Below are 16,310 nucleotides of genomic sequence, written 5' to 3'. Positions count from 1 at the left end.
TATGTACGAACACGACGTTATCGTGGTCGGCGCCGGCGGCGCCGGCCTCCGTGCTGCGGTCGCAGCGGACGAGGCGGGTGCAGACGTCGCACTCGTCTCGAAACTCCACCCGGTTCGCAGTCACACGGGTGCAGCCGAAGGGGGCATCAACGCCGCGCTCCAGGAGGGCGACGACTGGGAACTCCACGCCTACGACACGATGAAAGGGTCGGACTACCTGGGCGACGCCCCGGCGGTCGAGACCCTCGCACAGGACGCCCCCGAGGACACCATCCGACTCGAGCACTGGGGGATGCCCTTCTCCCGCGAGGACGACGGTCGCGTCTCCCAGCGTCCGTTCGGTGGCCTCTCCTACCCGCGAACCACGTATGCCGGCGCCGAGACCGGTCACCACCTGCTGCACGTGATGTACGAGCAGGTCGTCAAGCGCGGGATTCAGGTCTACGACGAGTGGTACGTCATGGACCTCGCCGTCACCGACGAAGACGACCCGAACGACCGCGAGTGCCACGGCATCGTCGCCTACGACGTCCAGACCGGCAAGGTCGAGGGCTTCAAAGCGAACGACGGCGTCGTCCTCGCGACCGGCGGTCCCGGGCAGGCGTTCGACCACACCACGAACGCCGTCTCCTGTACCGGCGACGGCCACGCGATGGCGTATCGTGCGGGTGCGCCCCTCGAGGACATGGAGTTCATCCAGTTCCACCCAACCTCCCTTCCCTCCACGGGCGTGTTAATCTCCGAGGGGGTCCGCGGCGAGGGCGGAATCCTCTACAACAACGAGGGCGAGCGCTTCATGTTCGAGTACGGCTACGCGAACAACTCCGGCGAACTCGCCAGCCGGGACGTCGTCGCGCGGGCCGAACTGACCGAGGTCAACGAGGGCCGCGGCGTCAAGGACGAGTACGTCCACCTCGACATGCGCCACCTCGGCGAGGAGCGCATCATAGACCGCCTCGAAAATATCCTTCACCTCGCGGAGGACTTCGAGGGCGTCGACGGTCTCGTCGAACCGATGCCGGTCAAGCCCGGCCAGCACTACGCGATGGGCGGCATCGAAACCGACGAGAACGGCGAGACCAACATCAGCGGTCTCTACGCGGCCGGCGAGTGTGCCTGTGTCTCCGTCCACGGCGGCAACCGCCTGGGCGGGAACGCCCTGCCCGAACTGATCGTCTTCGGCAAGCGCGCCGGTCGCCACGCGGCCGGCGACGACCTCGGCGAACCCGAGATCCGAACCGGCTATGGCGACGACGTCGAGGACGAGACCGACACCGAACTTCCCGTCCAACCGGGCAACGCCGGCCTCGACACCGCCGGTGGCGTCGCGGCGGACGGCGGCGTCGCCGCCGACGCCGAGGGCGTCCTGGAACAGACTGTCGAACGCACCCGCGAGCGCGTCGACACCCTGATGGACAAAGACGACGGCGTCCAGCACGCCGAGATCCGTCAGAAACTCCAGAACGCGATGACCGACTACGTCAACGTCTTCCGGACCGAAGAGGGCATCAAGAAGGCGCTGCGGATCATCCGCGAGTGTCGCGAGGAGTATCAGGACGTCTACGTCGACGATCCGTCGCGGACGTTCAACACCGACCTCCAGCAGACCATCGAGACGCGTAACCTGATCGACGTCGCCGAGACGATCGCGCTCGGCGCGCTCGTGCGAAACGAGTTCCGCGGCGCCCACTGGCGCCAGGAGAACCAGGTGCGCGACGACGAGAACTGGCTCAAGCACACGCTCATCTCCTGGGAAGACGGCGAGCCGAAGATCTTCTACCGGCCCGTCATCCTCGAGGGACAGGACAAGACCTACGAGCCGAAGGTCCGCAGTTACTGACGACCGCCGACTCGCCGGCGATCCCGTTTTTGCAACGACGTTCTCGAACGCAACCGCGAGCCGACACCAGCAGGGCTATATGCGCGCTCCCACTGGCTTCGGCTAGATGGGTATCGCTCGATTCGTCCGAGTAAACCTCGTTCTCGTGCCGCTGCTCGCCGTCGGTGGATACCTCTTCTACGAGTGGCTCCCGCTGCTCGTCCTGCCACTCGGCGTGGGCTACATTACCTTCACGATCATCATCACGCTCGCGTACGGCCTCTCGAAGGCGTCGGCCGCGATCGGATCGTCGTGAGCCGTCGCAAGCCGTCGTGAGCAGTTACTGTTCGGGCGGCCGGCGGATGCACAGCGATAAGGGCACACGGCGGCTACTGGATCGATATGTTGCTATCGGGGACGGTCATCGTCGACGCCGAAACCGTCATCCACGACGGTGCGGTCGTCGTCGCGGACGACCGAATCGTCGCCGTGGGAGACCGATCGACGTGTCTCGAGCGGTATCCAGACCACGAACGCGACGAGTACGACCTCCTCGCGCCGGGAACCGTCGGCGCACACGTCCACTCGGTCCAGAGTCTGGGTCGCGGCATCGCCGACGACACCGCGTTGCTCGAGTGGCTGTTCGACTACGTCCTGCCGATGGAGGCCTCGCTGTCGGCCGAGGAGATGCGAGCGGCTGCCGAACTCGGCTACCTCGAGATGATCGAGAGCGGGACGACGACCTGCATCGACCACCTGTCGGTCCACCACGCCGACGAGGCCTTCGAGGCGGCCCGCGACCTCGGCATCAGGGGGCGACTCGGAAAGGTGATGATGGACAAGGAGGCCCCGCCGGGCCTGCTCGAGGATACCGACGACGCGCTCTCGGAGAGCGAGCGACTGATCCGGCGCTACCACGGCGTCGAGGGCGGCCGGATCAGGTACGCACTGACGCCGCGGTTCGCCGTTAGCTGTACGGAGGCCTGCCTCCGCGGGACGCGAGAGCTCGCCGACGCCTACGAGAGCGTGATGATCCACACTCACGCCAGCGAGAACCGCGACGAGATCGAGACGGTCGAGGAAGAAACGGGGCGACGGAACGTCCACTGGCTGAACGAAGTCGGGTTGACCGGCGAGGACGTCGTCCTCGCCCACTGCGTCTGGACCGACGAGACCGAGCGGGAGATCCTCGCCGAGACCGGCACGAACGTCACCTACTGCCCCTCCTCGAACATGAAGCTCGCGAGCGGCGTCGCGCCGGTTCACGACTACCTCGATCGCGGAATTACCGTCGCGCTCGGCAACGACGGCCCGCCGTGTAACAACACGCTCGATCCCTTCACGGAGATGCGGCAGGCGAGTCTACTGCAGAAGGTCGATCGACTCGAGCCCCAGGCGCTGCCCGCGCCGACGGTCTTCGAGATGGCGACCGTAAACGGCGCTCGAGCCGCCGGCTTCGATCGAGTCGGAAACGTACGCGAGGGCTGGAAGGCGGACCTCATCGGCCTCGAGACCGATATCACCCGCGCAACGCCGCTCCACGACGTGCTCTCGCATCTCGTCTTCGCCGCCCACGGCGACGACGTGCGGTTCACGATGGTCGACGGCGAGGTGTTGCAACGAGACGGCGAGGTCGTCGTCGCAGACGCCGAGGAGATCCGCGCTCGAGCGCGGGAGTTCGCCGCCGATCTCGACGTTGCGCCCTGATACCACACGACAAATCCGTTTTCGACGACCGACGAGACCCCGCTCGTCAGAAGCCGATAGAATCGAACACATCGACGCTGATGTCCCAAAACTGGATCAGCCGATAGCCCAGGTAGATACCGACGATTCCCATGAGCCCCGGTAGTTCGGGCGGAGCCGGAATGGGAACGTCGAACAGTGCGAAGAACGCACCCGTGAGAAGGCCGGTTAACAGCCCCAGCACGATCAGTTGGAGGTCCATGCGCAGTGTGGAGACGCCCGACACCCAAAAGCGCTCTGAGTCCGTTCGAAGCGACGTTGATCCGCAGGTAGAACCCCTCACGGCGACTATTTCGACGATTGACGATACGGAGTTTTAATATCGTCGAACATAGAGGTGGCGTATGGAATCCGACGGCGGATTACAGTCGACTGTAACGGTTCCGGACGACCTCGAGTCGCCGCGAGCGAAGCTGGTCTACCTCTACGTCGCGGCCAACGGCGTCGTGACGGCCGAGGAGCTCTGTGCGGACCTCGGGGTCAAGAAGGGAACCGTGCTCTCGATCACCGGGACGCTGCGCGACCGCGGCTACCTCGAGCGGACGACCGACGGCTTCGAACTCGGGTGAGCGGCATCGACGAGTCCGAAGACGGCTGTGCTCTTTTGCATCCGCGCCGCCGATGACGAGGGAACGCCGCGTCGTACGACGAGGACGACGTCACCGTCAGCGCGGCTCCGTTCTCAGAAGGGGCTGAGTACGGAGCGCGAATACCGCATGGAAAATCCGCAGAAAGGGTGTCACGTATCGGCTGCCGGAAGCGTAAACGAAAACGTCGATCCCTCGCCGGGCTCGGAGTCGACCCAGATCTCGCCACCGTGGCGTTCGACAACCCGTCGACAGAGCGAGAGGCCGATTCCCGTCCCTTCGTACTCCTCGTGGCTATGAAGTCGCTGAAACACCTCGAAGACCCGGTCCGTATCGTCGTGATCGATCCCGATCCCCTCGTCGCTGACCGAAACGATCCACTCGTCCCCGTCACGCGTCGCAGAGAGTGACACTCGAGGGTTTTGCTCGCCGCTGTACTGGAGCGCGTTTTCCAACAGGTTCTGGAAGAGTTGGCGGAGTTGGCTGGCGTCACCGCTGACGGTCGGCAGCGGGTCAGCAGTGATTTCAGCATCGGTTTCGTCGATCCGGATACCGAGATCCGTCAGAACGTCGTCCAGCACCGCTTCGAGGTCGATCGAATCGAAGGAGTCTCCCTGTGTTTCGACTCTGGAGTAGGTAAGCAGCCCCTCGATCATGGCTTCCATCCGCTCGGCGCCGTCGACGGCGAACTCGATGAACTCTTCGGCGTCGTCGTCGAGTTCGTCGCTATAGCGGCGCTCGAGCAGTTGAAGGTAGCTCGTGACCATCCGTAACGGCTCCTGAAGGTCGTGGGAGGCGACGTAGGCGAACTGCTGAAGGCGCTCGTTGGATCGTTCTAACTGGCGCTGATACTCGTACCGGCCAGTGATGTCGAAATGGGCAACAGCGACGTATTTCCGGTCATCGGTAGTGAACGACGCTGCCCGCATGAGAAACCACCGTTGTTCGTTTGGGGTGTGACACGGATACTCGAACTCGAACACGTCTCGTTCCCCTGTTAAAATCTCGGATAACCCGGCGGCAGCAGTCTGTGCCTCCTCTGTTTCCGCCTGTCTGGTGATCGTGAGGTAGTTGGTTCCGATCGTATCCGGTCGAAGTTCGATATCGTTCTCCTCCCCGAACTCCTGCCATGCGCGGTTCGTATACAGGATTGTCCCTTCGTCATCGAGGATTGCAAAGTTGATCGGGAGTGTGTCTACAGCCGCTGGAATGAGTGCCTCTGTCCCCCGGGCGGTCATAACTGTGTGCAGTTGACTAACGGTGATAACGTTGTTCCCGTTCTGGTTGCAAACGGCGAAGCGGTCTCCGTAACCAACACGTTTTCTCTCCGTACCGAAACGGAGTGGCAGCCGGTACTAGAGTTCGATGCGTTCGACCAACTGCTCGCGGTTTTCGTTGGTGTTGACCGCGACGATGCGGATCTGTTCTTCGAGGCCCGACCCCTCGAGTTTGGCCTTGAGCAGGTTGTCGACCTGGTAGACGCCGGCGGCGTTGGTCATGGCGATTTCGACCATGACGGGAACGCTCTCGCCTTGCTGGAGGGTGACGCGCTCGATGGCCTGACTCGAGAGCGTGTTGATGCCGCGGCCGCCGTGTTCGTAAGGGATCCGCGAGCGACCGCTCTCCATATCGAGACCGTCGGCGACGCGGATGACGCCGGCTTCGGTGGTCAGCGGCGTCTCCGAACGGTGGTGACAGAGGATCGCGTGAAGGACCTCGCCTTTCACGCGAACGGCGTCTGCGGCGCCGTAGAACTCCGGAAGAACCCGGTCGAGGATATCCGCGGCGAGGGGAATCGAGTAGTAGGCGTGTTCGTCGCGGTGGACGACGTGGCCCACGTCGTGTAACGTCGCCGCCAGCGCGATGATGACCGCTTCGTCGGCCTCTTCGAGTCCCTGCTGGCGCGCGCCGTTAAAGTCGACGTCGCCGGCTTTGAGCAGATCGTAGAGACAGAGCGCGCGGTTCCGGACGATCTCGATGTGTTTCGCGCCGTGGTCGTTGTAGCGCATGCGGTCGACCGCGTTGATGTTCTGGGCCTCGAGATAGGCCTGAATCTCCTCGTCCGTCGTAACGAACTCGAGGACCTGGTTTAGTTTCGCATCGGGAAAGTGGTGGTCTGCATCAGGACGGTAGACACGACGTGCAGCGTCGTTGCCGGCAGAATCGCTCATACCTGAGTATCGACTGCGTCGTAAAAAAGCCCTGCGCCGACCGCGCCGCGGCGGTGGATACAGGAACGGTGGGTCTGCAACGCTCGCGACGGTCGATTCGACGGTGTGGGAAGCGTCGTCGCTTCAGGCTGCGTCTTCGACGGCCGCCTCGACCTCGTCGTAGTCGGGTTCGACGCCCGGGTCGTCGCTGACCCACGCGTAGGTGACCTCGCCGTCACCGTCGACGACGAACACCGAGCGCTTGGCGACGCCGTAGACGCCGAGGTCGGCGAAGTCCATCTCGACGTCGTAGTCGTCGATGAGCTCCTTGTTGTAGTCGCTGATGAGTCCGAACTCGAGGTCGTTCTGGGCGCGGAACTCGTTGAGCGTGAACGGGGAGTCTCGGCTGACGCCGTAGACGGTGGCGTCGAGGTCGTCGAACGAACTCAGACGATCCTGGAACGCACACATCTCGGTCGTGCAGACGCTGGTGAACGCGCCCGGGAAAAAGGCGAGGACGATCGGCGCCTCGTCGTCGAGGTGGTCCGAGAGCGAGAATTCGTCGACGTCGCCGTTTGCGAGCGGTGCGGTGAAATCGGGTGCCGTATCTCCAGTTTCTACCATCACTCCGGTCTTGCGCATATACGGGAAAGACAGTTTCGTTCCCGGAACCTGCACCACAGCGTATCGGTCGGTAACGCTCCGTCACGCAGATCGCCTCGAGGGAAGTCGACGAGCTGATTTCTCACTTGTTGAGATAATATTATGTGATATAGTGCGTAATTAGCTTAGTAGTCCGGCTCAAACGGACTTTCGCCGATCCTTGCTTTACTAAGTGGTCCAAAAAGGTTATAATTGCCAGTGGCCAAGCATTGGACAGAGATGGTAGCCGAAATCGCACCGCTGTTCATCCCCGGCGCACCCGGGGGTCCGGAACTACTGATCATCCTTTTCATCGCCATTTTGCTGTTCGGGGCCAACAAGATCCCGAAGCTGGCCCGGTCGACCGGCGAGGCCATGGGCGAATTCCAGAAGGGGCGTGAAAAGGTCGAAACGGAGCTCGAGGAGATGCGTGATGGCGGTTTCGAGGAGGACGAATTCGACGAGGATAACGACGAATTCGTCGACACCGAGCCCGTCACGCAGGAAGACGAGACCGAAACGGACACGGAAACGGAAACCAACTAAGATATTTTCCTCGGTAGGGCGTGTGGCCTAGCGGAGAGGGCAGGAGGTTCCTAACCTTCTGATCGTGGGTTCGAATCCCGCCACGCCCGTCGTGGCCACGAACGGACGTAAGTGGCCCGACGGGCCCGGGATTCGAATCAGGGAGTGAAGCGACGCGAAACGACCGTGGTTCGAATCCCGCCACGCCCGTCTTTCGGTCCAGAGACCGCTGAGCGCACGGACGTGAGTGGCCCGACGGGACCGAGGTTCGAATCAGGGAATGTAGCGACGCGAAACGACCGTGGCTCGAATCACGCCACGCCCGTCTTTCGGCGCAGTGACGTGCCGAGCGCACGGACTCGAGTGGTACAGCGACTAATTAATCCTGTACTCGAATCGAGTAATTCATTCAGTTATCATATTAACCGACCGTACCATCGAAACCACCAGTCAACCTCTCCTCGAGTCCCACTTACTCCCCACGAACACCGGTCACAGTCGCTCACACGACAGTATCAGATGATCTCTCGAGTTCGCCCCTGCTATCGAGAAAGAGCGAGTCGTCGCTGGTGGGTCGGTGACTGTCAGTGGCCGCGCCCGCCGCGCGTGTTCGGCGCGCCGAAGCGGGTCAGGGGCTCGAGTTCCGCCTCGTTTACGTCGTCGAAGGCGTCACGGGCGATGACGCGGCGGTGAACCTCGTCGGCGCCGTCGACGATCCGGAACTGGCGGACGGATTCGTAGAAGTCCGCCAGCGGGAGGTCCTTCCCGATGCCGTTTGCCCCGCAACACTGGACGGCGAGGTCGATAGCCTCCTGCGTGGCGTTGGCGGTAAAGACCTTACACATGGAGACGGGAACTCGGGCTTCCTCACCGGCGGCGATCCGGTCGGCGGCATCACGGATGGCAGTCCGAGCCACGTGGAGTCGCGTCTCGGCGTCGGCGATTTCGTACCGGAGCGACTGCTTTTCCGAAAGTGTCGAGCCGAATCCTTCGCGCTCGTCGGTGTAGGCTTTCGCGATCTCGAGCGCACGCTGAGCCATTCCCGAAAACCGCATGCAGTGGGTCAGCCGGGCGGGGCCGAGCCGTTCCTGGGCGTGGGTAAAGCCCTGGTTCAGTTTGCCCAGCAGGTGTTCCTCGGGGACGCGAACGTTCTCGTAGCGGATCTCGGCGTGGGACGAACCGCGAAGACCGCCGCCCATGTGTGGCACGTCGCGGACGACGTCGACGCCGTCGGCGTCGGCCGGCACGAGAAAGAGCGAACAGCCGTTGTAGGGATGGGCATCCTGGTCGGTCCGCGCGAGGACGATCAGGACGTCGGCCTCGATTCCGTTCGAGGTCCACCACTTGTGGCCGTCGATGACCCACTCGTCGCCGTCCCGTTCCGCGGTCGTCTGGATCATCTTCGGATCCGATCCCGCCCCTTGCAGCGGTTCGGTCATCGAAAAGCCCGAAGCGATCTCGCCCTCGACGAGGGGCTCGAGATACGTCTCTTTTTGCAGGTCGTCGCCGACGAGTTCGAGCAGGTGCATGTTACCCTCGTCGGGTGCGTCGACGCGCATGGCGGTGGCGCCGAGTTGACTGCGGCCGGCCTCCTCGAAGACCGGCAACGCGTCGCGGAAGTCAACGCCCATCCCGCCGTACTCCTCGGAGATCTGGGGCGCGTAAATGTCGTACTCGCGGGCGGCTTCGCGGAGTTCGGCGACGGTGCCACTCGAGACGGCCATTCCCCCCGGGCGCTCTCGTTCGATCGGGAGGACGACCTCTTCCATCAGTCGGTTGGCACGGTCGGCGAGTTCCCGCGCTCGGTCGGAGTCAGCGTAGTCCATGTGACTCGTCGAATCGGAACGACGTTAGGGGTGAGTGGGAACTCCCGTGGGTGTGGAACTCTCCCAAAGCTATTTGCGCCTGTAGTCGTAGTTTCGGTGTTTGCTTCCACCGAGCGGGGAAAACGATCGTAATCCTACCGATGGAAACGAAAAGACGGCGACGCGGTCGAGAGAATCGCCCGCCGGCTACCGAGCGGTCCAGCCGCCGTCGACCGCGAGACACGTGCCGGTTACGTAACTCGCGGCGTCGCTTGCGAGAAAGACGACTGGGCCGGCGATCTCCTCCGGCTCGGCGAATCGATCCAGCGGCGTGCGATCGACGATCGACTGCCGGAGTCGGTCGTCGGCCTCGAGGTCCGTGGTCAGCTCCGTCGAAACGTAGCCGGGGGCGACGGCGTTGACCCTGACCTCGGGCGCCCAGTCAAGCGACATGCTCTTCGTGAGCCCGACGAGGCCGTGTTTCGAGGCGACGTAGGGATGCTGGCGCGGGAGGCCGACCAGCCCGCCGACGCTCGCGACATTGATCACCGAGCCGCCGCCGTTCTCGTGGAGGTGGGACGCCGCAGTGCGAGTCACCTCGTAGGCGCCGTTCAGGTTGACGTCGAGGACGCGGTCGAGGCCCTCGGTCGAGACGTCTTCCGGCCGGCCGAGCGCGTCGTCGGGGTTGAACCCGGCGTTGTTGACGACGACGTCGACGCCGCCGAAGGCGTCGGCCGCCCGGTCGACGACGTCGGCGACTGCCTCCGGATCGGTGACGTCCGCCGCGACGGCGAGGGCGTCGCCGCCCTCGCGCTCGATCTCGCCGGCGACAGCTTCGATCTCGTCGCTCGAGCGAGCCGACGGAACGACCGCCGCGCCGGCGCTGGCGAGTTCGACCGCGATCGCTCGCCCGATACCGCGACCGCCGCCGGTGACGATCGCGACGCGTCCCTCGAGGTCGAATCGATCACTCACGTCTACCACCTTCCATACCTGCTGACACAGCGGTACCGTGCATCGGTAGACTGCTACTTTCGCCGATCGTATAGGTGTTGCCCGCCAGTCGTTCACTCGACGAGCACCCAGCGACCGCCGCGTAACGTCTTTCGTTCCCACGGCAGCCTCGTGCGATGATATAAATAGTATTACTCTGAAAGGATGGGTGCAGACGAAGGTGACAGCAATATGGATAGAACGCCGAGCAAATTTCGACGTTTACGGAGACATCGTGTATTTCCCACTGTACTCGGGATTATCAGAAGTGGTAATGTATGGATGAATTTTTTGAAGGATGAGAGTTTGGGTGAAGTCAATGGCTATTGACGAGGCCGACCGATCGGATGCCGGGGACTTTTCTGACGGGGAGGCATCCGAGACCGAGTCGGCGGACAACGAATCTCACGAGGCAAGTGGGCCGGACTCGAGTCGTGCCCGCGTCGGTGAATATACGTGGGAGGATTTTATGGACGAATACGGGTACAGCGACGAGGTTTCGGTGCTGTATCCCGAAGAACCCGACGTGGCCGCGGACGACCAGCTCGGCCTCGACACCGACGAAGCACCTGAACACACGGTTCCACGCGGCGACGACTGGGCGCAGGTCGAGTTCGCCCCCGAATCGTATCTCGGCTACCACCCGGACAACATCCCGCGCACGGTCGTTCCGACGGCCGGCGACAACGCAGACGAACTCTGGGAAATTTTCTGTGAGTACGCGGACCCGGAGACGACACCCGTCACCAAAGACGTCTGGACCTGGGAACACTACAAGTGGGAGTACTACTACGATGACGACGGCTCCCGGCCGCGTGACGAGAACGGCGATGTCGTCCACCACGACGAAGCGGAGGCGCTTGGTTTCGATCCGGAGACCATAGAACAGCGCCTGTTCGCCGCCGACGAAGCCGCGATGGAACTCGCCGACCTCGTCGAGGAACGGACGGTCAACGTCCAGGACGATATCGAGGAAGACGAGTTCTTCTCGACGGCAGCAGGAAACACCACCGTCTCGAACCGGTACGACCTGGAAAAGGCCGTCCCGATGGACAAGAAGACCCACTTTCGGGAGGTCGAACGCTACTGGGTACACAAACCCTACGCCTACGTCGTCATCTTCCACTCCGAGAAGGAAAACGAGAAGAAGTACTACCTGGTCGAACCCTACCTCAACGAGATCGAGACGGAGCTACAGGAGTTTCTCTCGGGCAAACTCAGAACGGCGATCAAATACTCCGACGAGGGGATCAAAGAGCAATCGACCGAGGACGGACGACGGACGGTTATCGAAGACGAGACGCGCCAGTTGCTCAAGCGGTACGACCTCTTCGAGAAGCACTCGGGAAGTACGAAAGAGGGACTTCTCGAGACCGTCCGGAACTTGCTCGACGATGACGAAACGGACGACGAGAAGTCGGGTCCGAGCCAACTCGAGGGAATCTCCGTCAGGCCGGAGCCCGCGATCCTCGAGGACGACCCGGACACGCTAAGCGAGTATCAGGTCGAGAAGCTGCTCTACCTGCTCAAGCGCAACTTCATCGGCTACGAGCGCATCGACGGGATCAAACACGACATCAACGTCGAGGACATCTCCTGTGACGGCTACAACTCGCCCGTCTTCGTCTACCACTCGGAGTACGAACAGATCATCTCGAACGTCTACCACGGCGAGGACGAACTCGACGACTTCGTCGTCAAACTCGCCCAGCGCTCCGGAAAGGGGATCAGCAAACGCCTCCCGCAGGTCGACGCGACGCTCCCCGACGGCTCTCGCGCACAGCTTACCCTGGGCCAGGAGGTCTCGGACCACGGGACCAACTACACGATTCGTCAGTTCAAGGACGTCCCCTTCACGCCGATCGACCTCATCAACTGGAACACCTTCAGTCTGGACGAGATGGCGTTTCTCTGGCTCTGTATCGAGAACCACAAGAGCCTGATCTTCGCCGGCGGGACGGCGTCGGGGAAGACGACCTCGCTCAACGCCGTCTCGCTGTTTATCCCCTCGAACGCGAAGATCGTCTCCATCGAGGACACCCGGGAGGTCGAACTGCCCCAGCGAAACTGGATCGCCTCCGTGACGCGGCCGTCGTTCGCCGACGACGAGCAGGGCGACGTCGACGAGTTCGACCTGCTCGAGGCCGCGCTCCGCCAGCGCCCGGACTACATCGTGATGGGTGAGATCCGCGGTGAAGAGGGGCGAACGCTGTTTCAGGTCATGTCGACGGGCCACACCACGTACACAACGTTCCACGCCGACTCCGTCGACGAGGTGCTCAAGCGGTTTACGACCGCTCCGATCAACGTCTCGAAGACGATGTTCACCGCGCTGGATCTGGTCTCCATCCAGACCCAGACGCGCGTGCAGGGTCGGAAGGTCCGCCGGAACAAATCCCTCACGGAGATCAACCACTACGAGGCCGAACACGACGAGATCAACGTCCAGGACGTCTACCAGTGGCAGGCCGAGACCGACGAGTACCTCAAGATGGGGGACTCGAACACCTTGGCGGAGATCCAGTTCGACCGCGGCTGGAGCGACGAGAAACTCGAAGCGGAACTGTTCAAGCGGGAAGTCATCCTCGCGTACCTCATCAAAAACGAGCTGAACACGTACGCGGAGGTCGCCGCGACCGCACAGGCGTTCATCAACGACCCCGATACGATTCTGACGCTGATCGCCAACGGCCAACTCGAGGATAGCCTCGAGGACCTCCGCGAGATGGAAAGCGTCCTGATCGACGTCGATCAGGAGAAAGAAGAGCTCGTTCCGCGACCCGAGGCGACCAACGAGACGTACAACCTCTCGATGGACATCTTAGAGCGCGCCGAGGAGTCGCTGTTCGAGGAGTACCGCGGGAACGTTCCCAGCGGACTCGCGAGTGCGCTCGGTGACGTCGACCGCGAGGAGACGGTCGAAGTCGATTCCGCAGCCGCCGAAGAGTTCGAGTTCGGCGGGAGCATCGACGAGTCGGCAACCAGCGACGACTGGGAACTCGGCAACGACGCCACCGACTTCGGCGTCGGCTCCGACAGCGGAGACGAAGCCGGAGACAGCGAACCGGCCTGGCTCAGTGATGATAGCGGCTTCGACGTCGGCTCGGACGACGAACCGGACACCGCGACCGCGGAGGGGACGACGGCTGCAGCCGAAGCGGAATCGACCGCCTCCACCGACACCGACGACAGCCCTGACGCACCGACAGCGGACGGCTTCGACATGGCGACCGAGCCCGCTGCGCAGTTAGAATCCGCGGAAGCGGCCGAAGCTACTGACGCGGCCGACTCGAGCGATGGCGTTAGTGGACCGCCGGCACCGACGGCCGACGAGTCGGAGACGCTGGAACCGGTGACCGACGCGGCAGAAACCACAGAAACGACGAATGCGTCCGCGGATACTGCTGACGAATCGTCCCTCGGCGGACTCTTCGACGATATCGTCGATACGATCGACGAACTCGACGACCGAGCCGGGACGAACGCGATGGACGGGAACGCCGACTCGTCGGCGGCGAACCGTTCTAATAGCGAGTCCGTGGTTTCGGACGAGGAGTTCGAATCGATCTTCGATCCGGACGCCGCCGAAGACGTCGTCGGCGACTTCAGCGACCAGTTCGAGCCGGCGACAGCCGATGGCGAACAGCGATCAGAGGCTACAGCGTCGGATCAGACCGAACCAACCGCAACAGACCACGACCAGCAATCCGACGGCTCGGACTCGATTTTCGGATCCGATTCGGGATCGATCTTCTCAGACGACGAGGACAGGGACGGGGACGAGGGCGGAGACGGAGACGACGATGGCTCGCTGTTCGATGCCGCCGAATCTCCCAACGGGGACGATTCGATCTTCACGCAGTCGGATCCTGCGGCCGACAGTGATCCCGACGTCGCCGAACGCGACGAACACGACGACGAACCAGACGATCACAACGAGGACGGTGACGCATGAGCCTTCAGACCGATAGCAGCGGCGGCGGCTCCGGCGGCCTCTCCGGCGGCGGATCGGACGTCCTCGGAGAGAGTTTCTACCCGCTGTACGACCGACTGTTCAGCGAGGACAGCGAGTTCGTCGGCGACGTCGAGACGAAGCTCGCTCAGGCCCGAATGACCGATACGGTCGAACTCTATCTCTCTCGAGCACTGGGTATCGGCTTCATCAGCGGGCTGGCGCTCTGGTTGCTCGGCCTGCTGCTCGGTTACGGGCTGTTCGCGACCGGGCTCGTTCAGGTCGAGGAGATTATCGGCTTCCCGGTGAGCAATCAGTCGGTACTCGAGTTCATCGAGATGACTCGCGTGCCGGCGCTCGTCTTCGTGACCGGACTCATCTTCGGTTCGATCGGCTTTGCGATCGGCTTCGGGTCGCTGGTCGCGATCCCCTACTCGCGCGCGTCGGCCCGCAAACGCGAGATCAACATGCTCCTGACCGACTCCGTCTCGTTCATGTACGCGCTGTCGGTCGGCGGCCTGAACCAACTCGAGATCATCGAGGCGATGGCCGAGGCCGACGACACCTACGGCGAGGTCGCAAAGGAGTTCCAGAGCATCGTCAAAGAGACCGAGTACTTCGACGTCGACTACCGGACCGCGATCCGGAAACAGGCTCTCGAGACGCCGAGTGACGAACTCTCGCAGTTTCTGACCGACATGCTCTCGATCGTCAACAGCGGCGGCGACATGGAGAGCTTCCTCGAGGACAAGAAAGAAAAGCACATGCGGACGGCCAAGCAGGAACAGGAACTCACGCTGGAAACCCTCGAACTCTTCGGCGAGATGTATATGACGCTGTCGCTGTTCCCCCTGCTGTTGATCATCATTATGGTCGTGATGCAGATGATCCCGCAGGCGGAGGTCTCGGATATGATGCTCTATATGACCGTCTACGCGCTGATTCCGCTGATCGGGCTCGCCTTCCTCGTGATGGTTTCGACCGTCAAACACGACGAGCCCGGTGACGGCTACCTCACGATGGGGACCGGCGACGAACGAGTCGAGACACAGCATGATCGCGGACTGCTCGATCTCGGACTCGTCGAGAACTTCACGGGCGATCACAGTGTCTTCGATCGCGTCAAGAACCGCGAGGGAACCTACGAGACGATGGAAGTCCTGAAGCGACCGCACATTTTCTTCCGCGATAATCCGCTTTTCACGCTCGCGCTCACCGTTCCCGCGTCGCTCGTGATCGTCGCCACGGCGATGATGAACGGCTCGGCACCCACGAGCTGGGACGGCCTCGTCGAGAACACCATCTGGGGAACGTTCATCTACATCTACGTCCCCCTGTACGTGATCGCGATTCCGCTCGCCGTCTTCCGTGAGTGGAACGTTCGACACCGCAACACCGTCGTTAGCCAGCTCTCGGAGGACCTGCGAAAGCTCTCGAGTTCGAACGAAACGGGGCTGACCCTCCTCGAGTCGTTCCAATCGGTCGCCGAGACGACCAACGGGAAACTGGCTCGCGAGTTCGAGGTCATGCACACCAAGGTCAAGTACGGAACGAGTCTCAAGCAGGCGCTCATCGAGTTTAACAACAAGTACCACATCCCGAGACTGGCTCGTACGACCCGACTGATCACCGAGGCACAGGAAGCCTCTAATCAGATTTCGGACGTCCTTCGGACGGCGGCTCGCGCAAGCGAGAACCACGACGACATCGAGCGCGAGCGCAAGTCCCGAACGCGGATGCAGGTCGTGATCATCATCATGACGTTCATGACCGTCCTCGCGGTGATCGGCATCCTGCAGACCCAGTTCATCGATACGATGGCCGGCCTCGAGTCGAGCAGCCCCGAATCGGACGTCGATGCGGGCATGGGTGGGCCGCTCGCCGATGCGGACCTGAGCGAGAACATTCAGGTCGACATGCTGTCGATGCTGTTCTTCCACGCCGTGACGATGCAGGCGATCCTCTCGGGGGTCATCTGTGGCTACATCCGCGACGCGGACGTCCTCAGCGGGCTGAAGTACTCGGTCGCGCTCGCAACGATCGCCCTCGTCGGCTGGACACTGATCGTCTAACATGATCCGCACGCGAACA

Annotated in this window: 13 protein-coding genes and 1 tRNA gene; 8 read left to right on the top strand and 6 right to left on the bottom strand. The window is 62.5% G+C overall.

Going from position 1 to position 16,310, the window contains the following annotated elements; all coding sequences use genetic code 11:
* Position 1 precedes the first annotated feature (1 nt).
* The 3 genes from C493_RS03610 to C493_RS03600 all read left to right on the top strand — a co-directional run bounded on the left by C493_RS03610 (position 2) and on the right by C493_RS03600 (position 3,526).
* Entirely contained in the window at positions 2-1,840 is a 1,839-nt protein-coding gene (locus C493_RS03610; RefSeq protein ID WP_007258043.1) for an FAD-binding protein, read from the top strand.
* Between the two features lie 106 nt (positions 1,841-1,946).
* The gene (locus C493_RS03605) at positions 1,947-2,135 is read left to right on the top strand and encodes a hypothetical protein (protein WP_007258042.1); all 189 of its coding nucleotides are present in this window, start codon (positions 1,947-1,949) and stop codon (positions 2,133-2,135) included.
* An 86-nt stretch (positions 2,136-2,221) separates the two neighbouring features.
* Positions 2,222-3,526 carry a 5'-deoxyadenosine deaminase gene (locus C493_RS03600; protein ID WP_007258041.1) on the top strand — a complete coding sequence of 435 codons (1,305 nt, stop codon included), beginning with the start codon at positions 2,222-2,224 and terminating at the stop codon, positions 3,524-3,526.
* 46 nt (positions 3,527-3,572) lie between these two features.
* Here the strand turns inward: C493_RS03600 and C493_RS03595 are convergent, their stop codons facing one another.
* Complete coding sequence (locus C493_RS03595) at positions 3,573-3,767, bottom strand: XapX domain-containing protein (RefSeq protein ID WP_007258040.1); 195 nt, start codon at positions 3,765-3,767, stop codon at positions 3,573-3,575.
* 142 nt (positions 3,768-3,909) lie between these two features.
* Between C493_RS03595 and C493_RS03590 the strand changes: the two genes are divergently transcribed.
* Positions 3,910-4,134 (top strand): MarR family transcriptional regulator, encoded by a 225-nt coding sequence (locus C493_RS03590; RefSeq protein ID WP_007258039.1) that lies wholly within the window; start codon positions 3,910-3,912, stop codon positions 4,132-4,134.
* Positions 4,135-4,304: 170 nt separating this feature from the next.
* Here the strand turns inward: C493_RS03590 and C493_RS03585 are convergent, their stop codons facing one another.
* From C493_RS03585 to C493_RS03575, 3 genes are all read right to left on the bottom strand, one after another.
* Positions 4,305-5,390 carry a PAS domain-containing sensor histidine kinase gene (locus tag C493_RS03585; RefSeq protein ID WP_007258038.1) on the bottom strand — a complete coding sequence of 362 codons (1,086 nt, stop codon included), beginning with the start codon at positions 5,388-5,390 and terminating at the stop codon, positions 4,305-4,307.
* Positions 5,391-5,507: 117 nt separating this feature from the next.
* Positions 5,508-6,323: an HD domain-containing protein gene (locus C493_RS03580; protein ID WP_007258037.1), complete on the bottom strand. Its 816-nt coding sequence runs from the start codon at positions 6,321-6,323 to the stop codon at positions 5,508-5,510.
* Positions 6,324-6,446: 123 nt separating this feature from the next.
* Positions 6,447-6,926, bottom strand: a complete 480-nt coding sequence (locus tag C493_RS03575) for a redoxin domain-containing protein (RefSeq protein WP_007258036.1) — start codon at positions 6,924-6,926, stop codon at positions 6,447-6,449.
* 258 nt (positions 6,927-7,184) lie between these two features.
* Between C493_RS03575 and tatA the strand changes: the two genes are divergently transcribed.
* The gene (tatA, locus tag C493_RS03570; RefSeq protein WP_007258035.1) at positions 7,185-7,490 is read left to right on the top strand and encodes a twin-arginine translocase TatA/TatE family subunit; all 306 of its coding nucleotides are present in this window, start codon (positions 7,185-7,187) and stop codon (positions 7,488-7,490) included.
* A gap of 16 nt (positions 7,491-7,506) precedes the next feature.
* A tRNA-Arg gene (locus tag C493_RS03565) sits at positions 7,507-7,579 on the top strand.
* Between the two features lie 474 nt (positions 7,580-8,053).
* Here C493_RS03565 and C493_RS03560 read toward each other — a convergent pair.
* Positions 8,054-9,295, bottom strand: a complete 1,242-nt coding sequence (locus C493_RS03560; RefSeq protein ID WP_007258034.1) for an acyl-CoA dehydrogenase family protein — start codon at positions 9,293-9,295, stop codon at positions 8,054-8,056.
* A 186-nt stretch (positions 9,296-9,481) separates the two neighbouring features.
* On the bottom strand, positions 9,482-10,249 hold the full coding sequence (locus tag C493_RS03555) for an SDR family NAD(P)-dependent oxidoreductase (RefSeq protein WP_007258033.1): 768 nt from the start codon (positions 10,247-10,249) through the stop codon (positions 9,482-9,484).
* A gap of 337 nt (positions 10,250-10,586) precedes the next feature.
* Here C493_RS03555 and C493_RS03550 point away from each other — a divergent pair, with 337 nt between their 5' ends.
* Together C493_RS03550 and C493_RS03545 are read left to right on the top strand one after the other, a co-directional pair.
* Entirely contained in the window at positions 10,587-14,222 is a 3,636-nt protein-coding gene (locus C493_RS03550; protein ID WP_007258032.1) for an ATPase, T2SS/T4P/T4SS family, read from the top strand.
* Entirely contained in the window at positions 14,219-16,291 is a 2,073-nt protein-coding gene (locus tag C493_RS03545) for a type II secretion system F family protein (protein WP_007258031.1), read from the top strand. Before C493_RS03550 ends, C493_RS03545 begins: the two co-directional genes overlap by 4 nt.
* Positions 16,292-16,310: the final 19 nt, after the last annotated feature.

The sequence above is a fragment of the Natronolimnohabitans innermongolicus JCM 12255 genome, from assembly GCF_000337215.1.
GTDB lineage: Archaea > Halobacteriota > Halobacteria > Halobacteriales > Natrialbaceae > Natronolimnohabitans > Natronolimnohabitans innermongolicus.
This window is presented reverse-complemented; position numbering and strand designations above follow the sequence as displayed.